Below are 15,514 nucleotides of genomic sequence, written 5' to 3'. Positions count from 1 at the left end.
GTACGCACACGGCGGGGCCGGTCCTCCCGCGACGGGAGGGCCGGCCCCGCCGGTGCGTCAGCCGGTCAACGTCCCCCGGTGATCAGCCCGGTGACCTGACCCACCACGGGCAGGTCGCGGAGCGCGCCGCCCTGGGTGAGGTGGTCGGTGACCAGGGCGGTGGAGACCGGCTTGAAGTCGGCGACCTGCGTGCCGACGGCGTTGTCCAGCGGATCGGACCCGGTCTTGGCCAGCGGGTCGAGCTGGAGCGCGGTGACGGGGGCGAGGCTGTTCGACAGGGCGCCGGTCACCGCGGGCAGGGCGGCGTCCGTCACCGCCGACACGGCCGCCTGCGTGCTGTCGCTCGCCTCGGTCACCGCCTCGGGCGTGGCCGCCTGCGCGGACGCGGCGCCCGCGCCGAGGGCGGCGCCCAGTGCGGTGACGGTCAGCCCGGCGCGCAGCAGGACGTGCCGCGAGGGCTTGGTTCGTGCATGACGTGCCATTTTTCCCACCTGATCGACTTCGTTCCGGTAGTCGTACGTGCGCGCAGAGTAGTGGAGATGTGATGCTCGATACCAACAGGACTTCCGAGGGGTCCCCTGCTCGGGTCATGCCTCACACTTTTGTTCTGTGAGTTCCCAACCGATCCCGACGCGCGTCGTCCTGCTGACAGGACCCTCCGGCTCCGGGAAGTCCTCCCTCGCCGCCCGCACCGGTCTTCCGATGCTGCGGCTGGACGACTTCTACAAGGAGGGCAACGACCCGACCCTCCCCCAGGTCACCGGCAGCACGGACATCGACTGGGACTCCCCGGAGTCCTGGGACGCCGACGCCGCCGTGGCCGCCGTCGCCGACCTCTGCCGCTCCGGCAGCACCCACGTCCCGGTGTACGACCTCGCCACCAGCTCCCGCACCGGCACCGAGGTGCTGCACATCGACCGCTCGCCGCTCTTCGTGGCCGAGGGGATCTTCGCGGCGGACATCGTCGCGCGCTGCCAGGAGCTGGGACTGCTCGCCGACGCGATCTGCCTGCGCGGGCGCCCGTCGACCACGTTCCGGCGGCGGCTGATGCGGGATCTGCGCGAGGGCCGCAAGTCGGTGCCGTTCCTGCTGCGGCGCGGCTGGCGGCTGATGCGCGCGGAGCGCGGGATCGTGGCCCGTCAGGCCGCCCTCGGCGCGCACCCGTGCGGCAAGGAGGAGGCGCTCGGCCGCCTGGCCGCCGCCGCCGCGGGCCGCTGCCGCCGCACCCCGGCGGGGAGCGGCGCGGCTTAGGTCGTGTGTCGAACGTGGCGCCGTCCGGGAGCGGGAACGACGGACGGGGCCGTACCGGGCCCCCCAGCCCGTACGACCCCGCCGTTCCCCCGTCGCTCGCCGTTTCCCCCCGGAGCGGCGAGCTCCGTCGTTCCCCCGTGGTCCCCCCGTTTCCCCCGTGGGTCCCCCGTTGTTTCCCCCGTAGCCTCAGGCCACCAGCTCGCCGAAGGATTCCTTCTCGTCACGTCCGAAGCTGAGGACCTCGTCCTCACGCAGCCGGCGGAGCGACCGCCAGATGCTGGACTTCACCGTGCCGACACTGATGTCGAGGATGGCCGCGATCTCCGGGTCGGTGCGCCCCTCGTAGTAGCGCAGGACCAGCATGGTGCGCTGGAGTTCGGGCAGCCGGGCGAGCGCCTGCCAGAGCACCGCGCGCAGCTCCGTGCCGCGCATCGCGTCCGAGTCGCCGACCGTCTCCGGCAGTTCCTCGGTCGGGTACTCGTTGAGCTTGCGGCGGCGCCAGGCGCTGATGTGCAGGTTGGTCATGGTGCGGCGCAGGTAGCCGCCGACGGCCGCCTTGTCGCTGATCCTGTCCCACGCCCGGTAGGTCGAGAAGAGGGCGCTCTGCAGCAGGTCCTCGGCCTCGAACCGGTCGCCGGTCAGGTGGTAGGCGGTCGCGTACAGGGAGGCGCGGCGCTCCTGGACGTAGGCCGTGAACGCCGCTTCGGCGTCCTCGACCGGCGCCTGAGGCGTCCGCTCCCCCGTGATGCCCTCCCCGTACGCGCTTCCCCCGTGTCCCCCGTACGTTCCCCCGTACGTGCCCGGTCCGTCCCCCGTGACGTCGGTGACCGGCGTCGGAGCCGGGTGCTGGCGCCCGGTGCCGCGAACGCACCCCCGTCCGTTCACCGCACCGGACTTCTCCGGACCCCGGCCGACGTCGTGGAGACGCGTGACAACCGCGCTTGAGCCGTTGCGTTGCAGTCGCAGTGCGTTCATCGTGCGCCTCCCCGTCGTGGAGTCCGTTCGAACCGTGTGCCCTTGAGTCTGGCCGGGCAGTTTCATGGCACTGTCCGCCGACTGTCACAGAGCTGTCACAGGCCTCGTGGGGTCGTAACCGTCACAACTGGGGCCGCTCACGCACAGGAAGTGACCCCCGGCGGTCGAACTGGGGCGCCACCATGGGACAGAATGGCCCGCGTGCCTTTCCTGTTGCTGATCGAGGACGACGACGCCATCCGCACGGCCCTCGAACTCTCGCTGTCACGCCAGGGCCACCGAGTGGCCACCGCGGCGACGGGCGAGGACGGCCTGAACCTCCTGCGGGAGCAGCGGCCCGACCTGGTCGTGCTGGACGTGATGCTGCCCGGGATCGACGGTTTCGAGGTCTGCCGCCGCATCCGCCGCACCGACCAGTTGCCGATCATCCTGCTGACGGCGCGCAGCGACGACATCGACGTCGTGGTGGGCCTGGAGTCGGGGGCCGACGACTACGTGGTGAAGCCCGTGCAGGGCCGGGTGCTGGACGCGCGCATCCGTGCCGTACTCCGGCGCGGGGAGCGGGAGTCGACCGACTCGGCGACCTTCGGGAACGTGGTCATCGACCGTTCCGCGATGACGGTCACCAAGGACGGGGCTGATCTCCAGCTGACCCCGACCGAGCTGCGGCTGCTCCTGGAGCTGAGCCGCAGACCCGGACAGGCCCTGTCCCGGCAGCAGTTGCTGCGGCTGGTGTGGGAGCACGACTACCTCGGCGACTCGCGGCTCGTGGACGCGTGCGTGCAGCGGCTGCGCGCGAAGGTGGAGGACGTGCCGTCCTCGCCGACGCTGATCCGTACGGTGCGCGGGGTGGGCTACCGGCTGGACTCGCCTCAGTGAGTGGACGTGCCGGGCGCGGGGTCCGTGCGGGACTCCGCTGGAGCAGCCTGCGGCTACGGCTGGTCGTGGTGTTCGGCCTGGTGGCCCTGGTGGCGGCGGTGTCCGCGTCGGGGATCGCGTACTGGCTCAACCGCGAGGCGGTGCTGACGCGTACGCAGGACGCGGCGCTCGGGGACTTCCGGCGGCAGATGCAGAACCGGGCGGCGGCGCTGCCGTTGCAGCCGACCAAGGACGATCTCCAGTCCGCCGCCGTGCAGATGGCGGACAGCGGGCCGGGGTACGCGGTGCTGCTGGAGGACGAGCGGGACGGCGGGAAGCCGATCGTCGGCTACTCCGACCTGGACTCCTTCACCAAGGTGGACGTGCCGGCCTCGCTGGAGCGCCAGGTCTCCGCCCAGCAGCGGCTGACCTCGGGCAACACGTACGAGTACCACCTGTTCTGGCAGCGTACGAGCATCGACGGCACCCCGTACCTGGTGGCCGGGACGCGGATCATCGGCGGCGGACCGACGGGGTACATGCTGAAGTCGCTCGACCAGGAGCGCCAGGACCTCAACTCGCTGGCCTGGTCGCTGGGGATCGCCACCACGCTGGCGCTGGTCGGCGCGGCGCTGCTCGCGCAGGCGGCGGCGACGACCGTGCTGCGGCCGGTGCAGCGGCTCGGCGAGGCGGCGCGCAAGCTGGGCGAGGGGAAGCTCGACACCCGCCTGGTGGTCTCCGGTACGGACGAACTCGCCGAGCTCTCCCGCACGTTCAACCGGGCGGCGGGTTCGCTGGAGAAGAAGGTCGCGGACATGAGCGCGCGGGAGGAGTCCAGCCGCCGGTTCGTCGCCGACATGTCGCACGAGCTGCGCACCCCGCTCACCGCGATCACCGCGGTGGCCGAGGTGCTGGAGGACGAGGCCGACAGCCTCGACCCGATGATCGCGCCCGCCGTGCATCTGGTGGTGAGCGAGACCCGGCGGCTCAACGACCTGGTGGAGAACCTCATGGAGGTCACCCGCTTCGACGCGGGCACGGCCCGGCTGGTCCTGGACACGGTGGACGTCGCCGACCAGGTCACCGCCTGCATCGACGCCCGGGCCTGGCTGGACGCGGTGGAACTCGACGCGGAGCGCGGCATGATGGTCCGGCTCGACCCGCGGCGGCTCGACGTGATCCTGGCGAATCTGATCGGCAACGCGCTGAAGCACGGCGGTTCACCCGTGCGGGTAGGCGTGCGCACCGAGGGCGGGGAACTGGTCATCGAGGTACGTGACCACGGGCCGGGGATTCCCGAGGACGTGCTGCCGCACGTCTTCGACCGGTTCTACAAGGCGAGCGCGTCCCGCCCGCGCTCCGAGGGCAGCGGGCTCGGGCTGTCGATCGCCATGGAGAACGCGCTGATCCACGGCGGCACCATCTCGGCGGCCAACTCCCCGGACGGCGACGGGGCGGTGTTCGTCCTGCGACTCCCCCACGCCGAGGACGAGGCCACCAAGGACGACGCGAACGGCGCCGGCGACGGCGCGGACGGCGGGGAGTCGTGAGGCGGCGCGGCCCGGCGGACGGGCACCGGATCCCGGCGGACGGACGGCGGAACCCGGCGGGCGTACGGCGTCCGCTCACCGCGGTGGTCCTCGCCGTGGCCGCCGCCGCGCTGGCCGCCGGATGCGGCATCCGGTCCACCTCGGTGCCGGTCGACGCGGGGGCCGCGCCCTCCCGGGTGCCGTGCCGCACCAGCGGTACGGACTCCGGGGCGCGCGAGGGGGACGAGCGGGTGCGGGTGTATCTGGTCTGCGCGTCGGAGCTGGTGACGGCGGACCGGACGCTCGCGGAGACCGGCCGGGGCGACAGCCGCCTGGACCTGGCGCGGGCGCTGCTGGCGCAGATCCGGCAGGCGCCGCTCGCCGCCGAGCGACGGGCCGGTTTCACCACGGCGGTCCCCTCGGACCTGAGCGTCGGGGAGGGCACCGCGGACGATCCGGCGGGCGCCCTGCGGCTGAGCGCCCAGCCCGAGGACCTGTCCTCGGAGGCGCTGGCCCAGGTGGTCTGCACGTTCGCCGAGGAGCGCGCGCTCGTCACCGGCGACGCGGTGCTGCTGGGCGGGCCGAGCGACGACTACGCGCCCCGGGGCTACCTCTGCACGACGGAGACGAAGGCCCGGCCGCAGAACGTACCGACCGTCAGCACGCCGTCCCCGTCGCCCCGCTGAGCGCGACGGGGTCCGCCCAGCCGGCCGAGCGCGCCGGGCGCACCGGTGCGCCCGTGAGGGTGCCGGTGCTGCCGGTGGCCGTGTGGCGGTTGGGGCGCGGCGGGGGCGCGCGTCCCGTGGTCTGCGCCACTTCCAGCCGTTTGCCCGGAACCGTTCCTTCAGGAGCGGGCGTCTAGGGGGGCGTGCGTCAAGGTCCCGGCGGTAAGGCCGTCACCCTGTTCCGCGTGGTGGGGTTCACGCTTCTCCTCGCGCATCTCGTGCTCGTCGGGTGGCTGACGCTGCGCCCCCTGGACGTCCCCTGGATCACCGCCGCGAACTTCACCCCGCTGGACGGCATCAAGGCGGACCTCGCACTCGGCCCGGGGGCCGCGGTCCGGCGCATCGGGGCGGGGCTGCTGCTGCTCGCGCCGCTCGGGTTCCTGCTGCCGATGGCCGACGCGCGGCTCACCGTCTCCCCGTGGGCGTCGCTGGTCCGGACGACCGCCGCCGGAGCGCTGATATCCCTCGCCATCGAGCTCGGGCAGACCGGGGTCCCCGGCCAGGTGGTCGACATCGACTCACTGCTGCTCAACACGGTGGGGGTGCTGCTGGCGCATCTGCTGGTGGTGCCGTTCGTACGGGCCCGGCTGCGCCGCAGGCACCACCGGGTGACGGCGGGTGCCGACGCGGACGCGGCCGACGGAACCCCTCAGGGCACGACCCCGACGATTGACAGGGTCGGGGTCGCCCCGTAGAGGGAGGCACCGACCCCACCGGTGGAGCGACCATGGATACATCGGGAGCGCCGCGGCGGCTGCTCCCCCGACGGTTCACCGAGGAGCCCATCATGGCCGGATTGGTCCGCCCCATCGACGGGCGCATGATCGGCGGAGTGTGCGCGGCGCTGGCACAGCGCTTCGGCACCTCCGCGACGACCATGCGCGTCATCTTCCTGGTCTCGTGCCTGCTGCCCGGCCCGCAGTTCCTGGTCTATCTGGCGCTGTGGATCCTGCTGCCCGGGGAGAAGTCCTCGTCGGGCACCACGTCCGCGACGGCCTGGTGACGCGGGTACGACGGGGGACGGCCGTCACGTCGGCCGACAGCACGGAACACGCGGTGGGGCACCCGGCCTGAACAGGCCGGGTGCCCCACTGGCGTATGCCGGGCGGATCAGCCGCCGATCGGCAGACCGTTCGCGGTCAGGCCCTTGGTCGGCAGGCCGCCGAGCAGCTGGGTGACGGGCTTGGCGGCGTCGGTGGCCTTGCCGCCGAGGAGGCTGCCGGTGGTCTCCTTGACCGGGAGGGTCTGGGCGGTGTGACCGAGGTTCGCCAGCGCGTCGGTGGAGACGGGCAGCGAGCTGCCCGCGTCCAGCGGGAGCGCCTGGGCGGCGGACGCGCTGCCGGCGGCGGCAGCGGCGAAAGCGGCACCGAGAGCGGCGACACCGATGATGCGGGCGGAGGAGAGCTTCATGACATTCATCCTTGGGGAAAGGGGATGCGAGCGGCTCTGCAAACTAGTCACCCCGCTCCCCGCTCCGCAAATGGCGCGACACACGGAAAAGGGCCGGGAAATGTGTTCCCCGGCCCCTTTCGGAATGGTCTCGTTCAGCTCTGTTCGACGGAGGAGACGCTGGTCGCGGCGGTCTGGCTGAACAGCCATGCGGACTTCAGTTCGGCGTATCCCGGCTTGACCACATCGTTGATCATCGCGAGACGTTCATCGAAAGGAATGAATGCTGATTTCATCGCATTGACGGTGAACCACTGCATGTCGTCGAGCGTGTATCCGAACGTCTCGGTCAGCCGCTCGAATTCCTGGCTCATGCTGGTCCCGCTCATCAGACGGTTGTCGGTATTCACCGTGACGCGGAAGTGCAGGGTGCGCAGCAGCCCGATCGGGTGCTCCGCGTAGGAGGGGGCGGCGCCGGTCTGGAGGTTCGAGGTGGGGCAGAGCTCCAGCGGGACGCGCTTGTCGCGCACGTAGCCGGCGAGGCGGCCGAGCTTGACCGTGCCGTCCTCGGCGACCTCGATGTCGTCGATGATCCGGACCCCGTGGCCGAGCCGGTCGGCGCCGCACCACTGGAGGGCCTGCCAGATCGACGGGAGGCCGAACGCCTCGCCCGCGTGGATGGTGAAGTGGTTGTTCTCCCGCTTGAGGTACTCGAAGGCGTCCAGGTGGCGGGTGGGAGGGAAGCCGGCCTCGGCACCCGCGATGTCGAAGCCCACGACCCCCGAGTCCCGGTACCGGTTGGCGAGTTCGGCGATCTCCAGCGAGCGGGCGGCGTGCCGCATCGCGGTGAGCAGCGCGCCGACCCGGATGCGCCGGCCGTCCTCGCGGGCCAGCCGCTCCCCTTCACGGAAGCCGTCGTTGACCGCCTCCACGACCTCTTCGAGGGTGAGCCCGCCGGTCAGGTGCTGCTCGGGGGCGTACCGCACCTCGGCGTAGACGACGCCGTCCTCGGCGAGGTCCTGGGCGCACTCGGAGGCGACCCGGACGAGCGCGTCACGGGTCTGCATGACGGCGCAGGTGTGGGCGAAGGTCTCCAGGTAGCGCTCCAGGGAGCCGGAGTCGGCCGCCTCGCGGAACCAGGTGCCCAGCTTGTCGGGGTCGGTCTCCGGCAGGTCCTCGTACCCCTGCGCCCGGGCGAGTTCGACGATGGTGCCGGGGCGCAGCCCGCCGTCGAGATGGTCGTGGAGGAGCACCTTCGGGGCGCGGCGGATCTGGTCGGCGTCGGGGACGTCACGGAGCTGGCTCGTCATCTGCGCACTCTAGCGCCTACGCGCGTAGATGGCCGAGTGAAGATACGTAACAGTGATGGTGAGGACAGGTGGAGTACACCCGCGCTTCTGACACTGTTCCGTTATGGCCATGCGCGCGCTTCCCCTGTCCACCGCCCGGCTCGGACGCTCCGTCCGGGCCGCGGGACCGTCCTCGGAGGTCGGTGGTGTCGTCCTGCTGCTCCCGGACGGAGCCGCCGAATCCCACCGCAAGCCGTCCCCGTTCACCTACGCCGGCCAGCTGCCGTTCGCCCGGGCACTGGCCCGGTCCGGCCGGGACGACGGGCTGACGGTGCACGTCCTGCACTACCGCCACCGCGGCTGGAACGCCCAGGACGCCGACCCGGCGGCGGACGCCGGGTGGGCGGCGGACGAGGTGGTGCGCCGCTACGGCGACGTGCCGGTCTGCCTCGTCGGCCACGGCATGGGCGGCCGGGCGGCGCTGCGGGCGGCCGGGCATCCGGCGGTCTCCGCCGTGCTCGCGATGGCCCCCTGGCTGCCGGGGCGGGCCGGGCCCTTGGCGCACAGCGCGCCCGAGACGGCGGCGGAGCCGGTGAAGCAGCTCGCCGGGCGCCGGGTGCTCATCGTGCACGGCACCAACGACACCCGCACCGACCCCGAGCTCTCCTTCCGGCTGGCCTCCCGGGCCAAGAAGGCCAACCGGGACATCTGCCGCTTCGAGGTCCACTCGGACGGGCACGCGCTCCGCCAGCACCGGGCCGAAGTGGTGGCGCTGGCGGCCGACTTCGTCCAGGGCTCGCTCTTCGACCGCTCCTACGCCCGGCCGGTCGAGGACGCGCTGGCCGCGCCGCCGCCGCTGGGGCTGCGGATGCCGCTGGCCGCCGGTTTCGGCAGGTCGCTGCGGCACTGAGGCGGGTCGTGGGGCGCTGCGGCCGGTCAGGGCTTCCGGTGCGGTGCGAGGCGGGCGAGGCTGCGGTCGTGCAGGCGGCTGAGGAGGAGCAGGGAGCAGACGGCGCCGATCAGCGCGCAGAACATGTCCCACTGGGTGTCCCACACGTCGCCCTGGGTGGCGAGGAACGAGTCGGCGGCCTGCCCTCCGACCTCGGCCGCCAGCCATTCCAGCATCTCGAAGACGGCGCTGAAGGCGAGGCAGGCGCACACGGTCAGCGGCGGGAGCCAGCGGCTGCCGCGCAGGGGCGAGGTGCGGACGAGGAGTTCCCGGACCAGGATCGCGGGCACGAATCCCTGCATGAGGTGGCCGAGCCGGTCGTACGGATTGCGTTCCAGGCCCAACCGGTCACGCACCCAGTCGCCGGCCGGGACCTCGGCGTACGTGTAGTGCCCGCCCACCATGAGGACGAGGGCGTGGACGGCCAGCAGTCCGCAGAGCAGGCCGCTCAGCGGGAACCGCTTGCGCAGCAGGAACAGGACCGGCAGCCCCAGCATCACCCACACCGTTTCCAGCACCCAGGTGCCGGACTCCTTGGCGCCCCAGGCGGACACCGCGAGTGCCACGGCGACGGCGGGCGCGAGCACGGCGGGCAGCAGGCGGCCGGTGGCCGCGGGGGCGGCCGGCGCAAGGTCCTCGGACGGAAGGGTGGCGGACATCGGGGGCTCCTCGTGTCTGGGCTGTACCGCCATCCTGCGGCGCCCCGCGAGGCCCGCACCTGAGTGCGGATACTCAACGGCCCCGACTTTTCACCCGGTTGGGAGCGCTGCGGGAAGCCCCGCGCGGCACGGCGTCCCGAGCCCCGCCCGGCGCACCGGGGTTCAGTCCGGCAGCAGGTGGCCGCGCCGGGAGATCAGGAACTGCTTGAAGGCGGCGACCGGCGGGGTGTCCGGATGGCCGTCCAGCCAGGCCACGCCGATCTCGCGGACCGCACGCGGCGCGGTCACCGTCAGCTCCACGACCCCGGGGCGGGCGACGGCGGGCGGCGGCAGCAGGGCGACACCGAGCCCGGCGGCCACCAGCCCGCGCAGCGTCTCCGCCTCCTCGCCCTCGAACGCGACCCTCGGCACGAACCCGGCCTCCGCGCAGAGGTCGTCGGTGATCCGCCGCAGGCCGTACCCCGGCTCCAGGGTCACGAAGGTCTCGTCGGCGGCCTCCGCGAGCCGGACCCGGCGGCGGGCCGCGAGCCGGTGGTCGTCGGGGACGACCAGCCGCAGCCGCTGCTCGTCCAGCCGCCGGGCCACCAGGTCGGGCGCGTCCGGGACCGGTGAGGTGAGGCAGAGGTCCAGCTTCCCCGCGCGCAGCCGCTCGATCATCGCCTCGCCGTAGTTCTGCACCAGCTGGAAGCGGACGCCCGGGTGGTCGACGCGGAAGGCGCGGATGAGGGCGGGTACGGTCTCCGAGCCCATGGTGTGCAGGAACCCGAAGGCCACCTTGCCGGAGGCCGGGTCGGCGTCGGCCCGTACGGAGTCGGCGGCCTTCTCCACCTCGGCGAGGGCGCGTTCCGCCGAGCCGAGGAAGGTGCGTCCGGCGGGGGTGAGGGAGACGGTCCGGCCCCGGCGGGCAAATAGGGCGACGCCGAGGTCCTCTTCGAGGCGGACCATGGCCCGCGACAGCGTGGACTGGGGCACCCCGAGCTCGTGCGCGGCCCGGGTGACGTGCTCGTGGCGGGCCACCGCCTCGAAGTGGGCGAGCCGGGGCGCGAGGACCGCGCGAATGTCTTCTTCGTAACTGCTCGGTGACAGTCGTGGCTGTGAGCTGCGGTCATGCACCATGGGAACGATTATCGCGGTTTCATGCATTGGACGCATCAAACGCACCGGCCTACCGTCGAACCATGCCTCCTGCCGATACCGGGGCATCCACCGTCGTGGTGGGTGCCTCCGCACAGCCCGCTCCGCACACCTCCGCCCCGGCCTCCGACGAACCGGCCGCCACGGAACCGGCGTCCACCGGACCCGCCGCCGCCCCGGGCGACACGCGCCTCGACCCCGGCCGTCCCGGCTACCGCCGCATGAGCTTCGGGCTCTTCGCCGCCGGTGTCGCGACGTTCGCCCTCCTCTACTCCACCCAGGCCCTGCTGCCCTCGGTCTCCGCGTCGTTCGGCGCCACGGCCGGGCAGGCGAGCTGGACGGTCTCCGCCGCGACGGGGGCGCTGGCGCTCGCCGTGCTGCCGCTGAGCGCGCTCTCCGAGCGCTTCGGCCGCCGTCAGATGATGACCGCCTCGCTGACCATCGCCGTCACCATCGGCATGCTGGTGCCGTTCGCCCCCTCGCTCGGCTGGCTGATCGCCCTGCGCGCGGTGCAGGGCGCGGCACTGGCCGGGCTGCCCGCCTCCGCGATGGCCTTCCTCGCCGAGGAGGTCCGGCCCAAGGCGCTGGTCGCCGCGATCGGACTGTTCGTGGCGGGCAACAGCATCGGCGGCATGAGCGGACGCATCCTGACCGGCTGGATCGCCCAGCTCTGGGGCTGGCGGGCGGCGCTCGGCGCGGTCGGTCTGCTGGCGGTGGGCTGCGCGGTGGCGTTCCACCTGCTGATGCCCCGGGCGCGGCACTTCGTCCCCGGCTCGCTCAACCCGAAGGCGCTGGTGCGGACCGTCGGCGGGCACCTGGCCGATCCGCTGCTGCGCCGGCTCTTCCTCATCGGCGGGCTCTTCATGACGGTGTTCGGCGCCGTCTACACGGTCATCGGCTACCGCCTGGTGGAGGCTCCGTTCAACCTCCCGCAGGGCGTGGTCGGTTCGATCTTCCTCGTCTACCTGGTCGGTACGGTCTCCTCCGCGGCGGCGGGCCGACTGGTCGGCCGGTTCGGCCGCCGGGGCGCCCTCTACCTCGCGGTCTCCACCACCGCCGCCGGGCTGCTGCTCTCGCTCGCCGACCAGCTGGTCGCGGTCCTGCTGGGCCTGGTCCTGATCACCGCCGGGTTCTTCGCCGGCCACGCGGTCGCCTCCTCCTCGGTGAGCCGTACGGCCACCACGGGCCGCGCCCAGGCGTCGGCGCTCTACCAGTCCTCGTACTACCTGGGCTCCAGCGCGGGCGGCACGCTCGGCGCGGTCGCCTTCCACGCCGGCGGCTGGTCCGGCACGGTCGGGCTCGGGCTCCTCGCGGTGCTCGGTGTCGCCTCCGTGACGCTGTACGGGTCGCGGTGCGCGCGGGCCGAGCGGAAGGCCCGCCCGCAGCACACCACCATGGCCGTCGCACGCTGAGCCGTTGACCCCGGTCCTTGCCGAACCGGACCTGGACCGGGGCCCGTTCCGGCCCTCGCACTCCCCTTCGCCGCACCGCGGGTGACCAACCTGCCGGGGGCGGAGGGGAGTCGGCGTACCGGGGTGATCACGGGGGCACCGGGCCCCGACCCGGGCCCGCGCCCGGAACCCGGGACCGCCACGCCCGCCGACGCCGTACCGGGCGCCCGCGCCGACGTGCGCGCCACCTGCGCGCGGGCATACTGGAAGCTGCTCGTGAACGGCGACGACGACCGTGTCCACGGGCGCGCGGAGGGCCACGGACGGCGCGCGGGGCCAGGGACCTGAGCGGTTGTGCGCTTCCCGCCCGTGTGTGCGTGCGCTGCGGTAGCTTCCTGACTGCGGGGGGCGGTGTCACAGCGCGACAGGGGTAGAGCGATGGGTGATCTCACGACGACGGCCGCGGAAGGCGCGGCGGTGCACGGCGTGGAGGGTACGGCGGACGCTGCGGAGGCAGTGAGCGTCGAGAGCCGGCTGGAGGGGCACCGGGTCGAACTGACCGGATACTGCTACCGGATGCTCGGTTCGGCCTTCGAGGCCGAGGACGCGGTCCAGGACACGATGGTGCGGGCCTGGCGCAACTTCGAGAAGTTCGAGGGGCGTTCGTCGCTGCGCTCGTGGCTGTACCGGATCGCGACCAATGTCTGCCTGGACATGCTGACGGCGGGCAACAAGCGTGCCCGGCCCGTCGACCTGTCCGGGCCGACCCCGCTCGCGCAGGCCGCTCTCAACCCGCTGCCGGAGAACACCTGGCTGGAGCCGATGCCGGACGGCCGTGTCCTGCCGTCGGCCGCCGACCCGGCGGAGGCCGCCGTGGCCCGCGAGTCCGTACGCCTCGCCTTCGTCGCGGCGCTCCAGCACCTGCCGCCGAAGCAGCGGGTGGTCCTCATCCTGCGCGAGGTGCTCGCGTGGAAGGCGGCCGAGGTCGCCGAGCTCCTGGACACCTCCGTCGCCTCGGTGAACAGCGCCCTCCAGCGGGCCCGCGCCACCCTGGCCGAGGCCGGGGAGCGCGGCCCCGACACCGCCGACCCGCTCGACGAGGAGCAGCGCAAGCTGCTGGAGCGGTACGTCGCCGCCTTCGAGGGGTACGACATGAAGGCGCTCACCGCGCTCCTCCACGAGGACGCCGTGATGACCATGCCGCCGTTCGACCTCTGGCTCCGGGGGCACGACGACATCACCGGCTTCATGCTCTCCATCGGCGCGGGCTGCGCGGGTTCCCGGCTGGTGGCGACCGCCGCCAACGGCACTCCGGCCTTCGCCCACTACAAGCCGAACCCGGACGGGCCCGGGTTCGTGCCGTGGGCGGTGCAGATCATCGACATCGAGGACGGTGCGATCACGGGGATGCACTGCTTCCTGGACACCCCGCGCTGGTTCCCGCTGTTCGGGCTGCCGGACACGCTCGACGCCGACGGGAAGGCGGCCGAGGGGGAGATTCCGGTCGGGAAGTGAGCCGTCAGGAAGTGAGCCGGGGGGAAGTGAGCCGAGGGGGAAGGCGTCCGGCGGAGGCGACCGCGCGTCTCAGGGCGCCTCGGTGAGGCCCGCCTGACCGGCCAGCCCCACCAGGTCCAGCAGGGTGCGCAGTTCCGGTGGTGTGCCGCGCAGCCGCAGCGGGCCCCGGCCCGCCCGGCGCGCGGTGAGGGAGAGCCGGGCGAGCGCCTCCACGGCGGTGAGGCCGGGGCGGACCACTCCCGTCAGGTCGCACTCCACCGGGGCGGCGGCGTGCCCGGGGGCGGCCAGGAGCCGGTCGAGCGCGGCGCAGAGCTCGGGTACGTCGGCGCGGGTGACCGGGCCGGTGACGACGAGGGTGATCGGCGGTGTGGCTTCCACACCCATGAGACCGTCCCCGCCGCCACAACTCATCGGTGCGCGGCCACCGGGCTTCCCCGCCCACGCGTGCGACGGCGGCCGGGTGGCACGGATCTTCCCGTGCCACCCGGCCGCCGTGGTGCGGACCGGCCGCCGTCACACCGCGGACCGGCCCGCGTCACTCGCGGGAACCGGCCCGCGTCACGCGATGCGCTCGCGCACCACGGCGGAGGCGGTGAAGTCCGTACCGGCCGGGGCGATGTCGTAGGCGTTCGGCAGCGCGTCGAGGGCGTAGGAGAACTTCTCCGGGGTGTCCGTGTGCAGGGTCAGCAGCGGCTGGCCCGCGGTGACGGTGTCGCCGGGCTTGGCGTGCAGCTCGACACCTGCTCCCGCCTGCACCGCGTCCTCCTTGCGGGCGCGCCCGGCGCCGAGGCGCCAGGCGGCGACGCCGATGTCGTACGCGTCGAGCCGGGTCAGCACGCCGGAGGCCGGGGCGGTGACGACGTGGCGCTCGCGGGCGACCGGGAGGGCCGCGTCCGGGTCGCCGCCCTGGGCGGAGATCATGCGGCGCCAGACGTCCATCGCGGAGCCGTCGGCGAGCGCCTTCTCGGGGTCGGCGTCCTTGAGGCCCGCCGCGTCGAGCATCTCGCGGGCGAGCGCCAGGGTGAGGGCGACGACGTCCCTCGGGCCGCCGCCGGCCAGCACCTCGACGGACTCGCGGACCTCCAGGGCGTTGCCCGCCGTGAGGCCGAGGGGGGTGGACATGTCGGTGAGCAGGGCGACCGTGCGCACGCCGCTGTCGGTGCCGAGGGCGACCATGGTGGAGGCCAGCTCGCGGGCGTCCTCGATGGTCTTCATGAAGGCGCCGCTGCCGACCTTCACGTCGAGGACGAGCGCCCCGGTGCCCTCGGCGATCTTCTTCGACATGATCGAGCTGGCGATCAGCGGGATCGACTCGACGGTGCCGGTGACGTCGCGGAGCGCGTAGAGCTTCTTGTCGGCGGGGGCGAGGCCGTCGCCCGCCGCGCAGACGACGGCGCCGGTGGTGTCGAGGACGCCGAGCATCTCCTCGGTGGAGAGGTGGGCGCGCCAGCCGGGGATGGACTCCAGCTTGTCGAGGGTGCCGCCGGTGTGGCCGAGGCCCCGGCCGCTCAGCTGCGGGACGGCCGCGCCGCAGGCGGCGACCAGCGGGGCGAGCGGCAGGGTGATCTTGTCGCCGACGCCACCGGTGGAGTGCTTGTCGGTGGTGGGGCGGGAGAGCGCGGAGAAGTCCATCCGCTCGCCGGAGGCGATCATCGCGGCGGTCCAGCGGGCGATCTCCGTACGGTTCATGCCGTTCAGCAGGATCGCCATGGCCAGGGCGGACATCTGCTCGTCCGCGACCTCGCCGCGGGTGTACGCGTCGATGACCCAGTCGATCTGTTCGGGGGTCAGTTCGCCGCGGTCCCGCTTGGTGCGGATGACGGAGATGGCGTCCATGGGATTCCTTCCGG

Annotated in this window: 17 protein-coding genes; 9 read left to right on the top strand and 8 right to left on the bottom strand. The window is 73.1% G+C overall.

Annotation, left to right across the window (positions count from 1 at the left end; translation table 11 throughout):
- Nucleotides 1-65: 65 nt before the first annotated feature.
- Nucleotides 66-482 carry a hypothetical protein gene (locus ACFWEE_RS23510; protein WP_386891845.1) on the bottom strand — a complete coding sequence of 139 codons (417 nt, stop codon included), beginning with the start codon at nucleotides 480-482 and terminating at the stop codon, nucleotides 66-68.
- A gap of 127 nt (nucleotides 483-609) precedes the next feature.
- Between ACFWEE_RS23510 and ACFWEE_RS23505 the strand changes: the two genes are divergently transcribed.
- The gene (locus ACFWEE_RS23505; RefSeq protein ID WP_386891843.1) at nucleotides 610-1,251 is read left to right on the top strand and encodes a uridine kinase; all 642 of its coding nucleotides are present in this window, start codon (nucleotides 610-612) and stop codon (nucleotides 1,249-1,251) included.
- Nucleotides 1,252-1,437: 186 nt separating this feature from the next.
- Here the strand turns inward: ACFWEE_RS23505 and ACFWEE_RS23500 are convergent, their stop codons facing one another.
- On the bottom strand, nucleotides 1,438-2,226 hold the full coding sequence (locus ACFWEE_RS23500; protein ID WP_386891841.1) for a SigE family RNA polymerase sigma factor: 789 nt from the start codon (nucleotides 2,224-2,226) through the stop codon (nucleotides 1,438-1,440).
- 201 nt (nucleotides 2,227-2,427) lie between these two features.
- On the opposite strand from ACFWEE_RS23500, the gene afsQ1 reads away from it, so the two are divergent.
- The 5 genes from afsQ1 (at nucleotide 2,428) to ACFWEE_RS23475 (ending at nucleotide 6,341) form a co-directional block, all read left to right on the top strand.
- Nucleotides 2,428-3,105 (top strand): two-component system response regulator AfsQ1, encoded by a 678-nt coding sequence (afsQ1, locus tag ACFWEE_RS23495; RefSeq protein WP_266708396.1) that lies wholly within the window; start codon nucleotides 2,428-2,430, stop codon nucleotides 3,103-3,105.
- Nucleotides 3,102-4,634, top strand: a complete 1,533-nt coding sequence (locus tag ACFWEE_RS23490; RefSeq protein WP_386891839.1) for an ATP-binding protein — start codon at nucleotides 3,102-3,104, stop codon at nucleotides 4,632-4,634. Before afsQ1 ends, ACFWEE_RS23490 begins: the two co-directional genes overlap by 4 nt.
- Entirely contained in the window at nucleotides 4,631-5,299 is a 669-nt protein-coding gene (locus ACFWEE_RS23485; RefSeq protein ID WP_386891837.1) for a hypothetical protein, read from the top strand. The genes ACFWEE_RS23490 and ACFWEE_RS23485 overlap by 4 nt, the downstream gene beginning before the upstream one ends.
- A 182-nt stretch (nucleotides 5,300-5,481) precedes the next feature.
- Nucleotides 5,482-6,033, top strand: coding sequence for a VanZ family protein (locus tag ACFWEE_RS23480; protein ID WP_386891835.1), 552 nt, complete (start codon nucleotides 5,482-5,484; stop codon nucleotides 6,031-6,033).
- Nucleotides 6,034-6,125: 92 nt separating this feature from the next.
- Nucleotides 6,126-6,341: a PspC domain-containing protein gene (locus ACFWEE_RS23475; protein ID WP_386891908.1), complete on the top strand. Its 216-nt coding sequence runs from the start codon at nucleotides 6,126-6,128 to the stop codon at nucleotides 6,339-6,341.
- Between the two features lie 107 nt (nucleotides 6,342-6,448).
- On the opposite strand, the gene ACFWEE_RS23470 is transcribed toward ACFWEE_RS23475, so the two are convergent.
- Together ACFWEE_RS23470 and ACFWEE_RS23465 are read right to left on the bottom strand one after the other, a co-directional pair.
- Complete coding sequence (locus ACFWEE_RS23470) at nucleotides 6,449-6,748, bottom strand: hypothetical protein (RefSeq protein WP_386891833.1); 300 nt, start codon at nucleotides 6,746-6,748, stop codon at nucleotides 6,449-6,451.
- Nucleotides 6,749-6,882: 134 nt separating this feature from the next.
- Nucleotides 6,883-8,037: an adenosine deaminase gene (locus tag ACFWEE_RS23465; protein WP_386891832.1), complete on the bottom strand. Its 1,155-nt coding sequence runs from the start codon at nucleotides 8,035-8,037 to the stop codon at nucleotides 6,883-6,885.
- Nucleotides 8,038-8,140: 103 nt separating this feature from the next.
- Here ACFWEE_RS23465 and ACFWEE_RS23460 point away from each other — a divergent pair, with 103 nt between their 5' ends.
- On the top strand, nucleotides 8,141-8,926 hold the full coding sequence (locus ACFWEE_RS23460) for an alpha/beta hydrolase (RefSeq protein ID WP_386891830.1): 786 nt from the start codon (nucleotides 8,141-8,143) through the stop codon (nucleotides 8,924-8,926).
- Nucleotides 8,927-8,952: 26 nt separating this feature from the next.
- Here ACFWEE_RS23460 and ACFWEE_RS23455 read toward each other — a convergent pair whose 3' ends face one another.
- Together ACFWEE_RS23455 and ACFWEE_RS23450 are read right to left on the bottom strand one after the other, a co-directional pair.
- A complete protein-coding gene (locus ACFWEE_RS23455; RefSeq protein WP_386891828.1) occupies nucleotides 8,953-9,624 on the bottom strand; it encodes a DUF2238 domain-containing protein in 672 nt (223 codons plus the stop codon).
- Between the two features lie 162 nt (nucleotides 9,625-9,786).
- Entirely contained in the window at nucleotides 9,787-10,740 is a 954-nt protein-coding gene (locus ACFWEE_RS23450; protein ID WP_386891827.1) for a LysR family transcriptional regulator, read from the bottom strand.
- A gap of 62 nt (nucleotides 10,741-10,802) precedes the next feature.
- On the opposite strand from ACFWEE_RS23450, the gene ACFWEE_RS23445 reads away from it, so the two are divergent.
- Together ACFWEE_RS23445 and ACFWEE_RS23440 are read left to right on the top strand one after the other, a co-directional pair.
- Nucleotides 10,803-12,170 carry an MFS transporter gene (locus tag ACFWEE_RS23445; protein ID WP_386891826.1) on the top strand — a complete coding sequence of 456 codons (1,368 nt, stop codon included), beginning with the start codon at nucleotides 10,803-10,805 and terminating at the stop codon, nucleotides 12,168-12,170.
- Nucleotides 12,171-12,587: 417 nt separating this feature from the next.
- A complete protein-coding gene (locus ACFWEE_RS23440) occupies nucleotides 12,588-13,664 on the top strand; it encodes a sigma-70 family RNA polymerase sigma factor (RefSeq protein ID WP_386891824.1) in 1,077 nt (358 codons plus the stop codon).
- 69 nt (nucleotides 13,665-13,733) lie between these two features.
- Here the strand turns inward: ACFWEE_RS23440 and ACFWEE_RS23435 are convergent, their stop codons facing one another.
- Both ACFWEE_RS23435 and ACFWEE_RS23430 read right to left on the bottom strand, forming a co-directional pair.
- Complete coding sequence (locus ACFWEE_RS23435; RefSeq protein WP_386891822.1) at nucleotides 13,734-14,048, bottom strand: STAS domain-containing protein; 315 nt, start codon at nucleotides 14,046-14,048, stop codon at nucleotides 13,734-13,736.
- Between the two features lie 174 nt (nucleotides 14,049-14,222).
- On the bottom strand, nucleotides 14,223-15,500 hold the full coding sequence (locus ACFWEE_RS23430; protein WP_386891820.1) for a thymidine phosphorylase: 1,278 nt from the start codon (nucleotides 15,498-15,500) through the stop codon (nucleotides 14,223-14,225).
- Between the last annotated feature and the right edge of the window lie 14 nt (nucleotides 15,501-15,514).

This window comes from Streptomyces sp. NPDC060184 (genome assembly GCF_042728795.1).
Classification (GTDB): Bacteria; Actinomycetota; Actinomycetes; order Streptomycetales; family Streptomycetaceae; genus Streptomyces.
The sequence above is the reverse complement of the archived record's forward strand: the minus strand, read 5'-3'. Positions and strand labels throughout refer to the sequence as shown.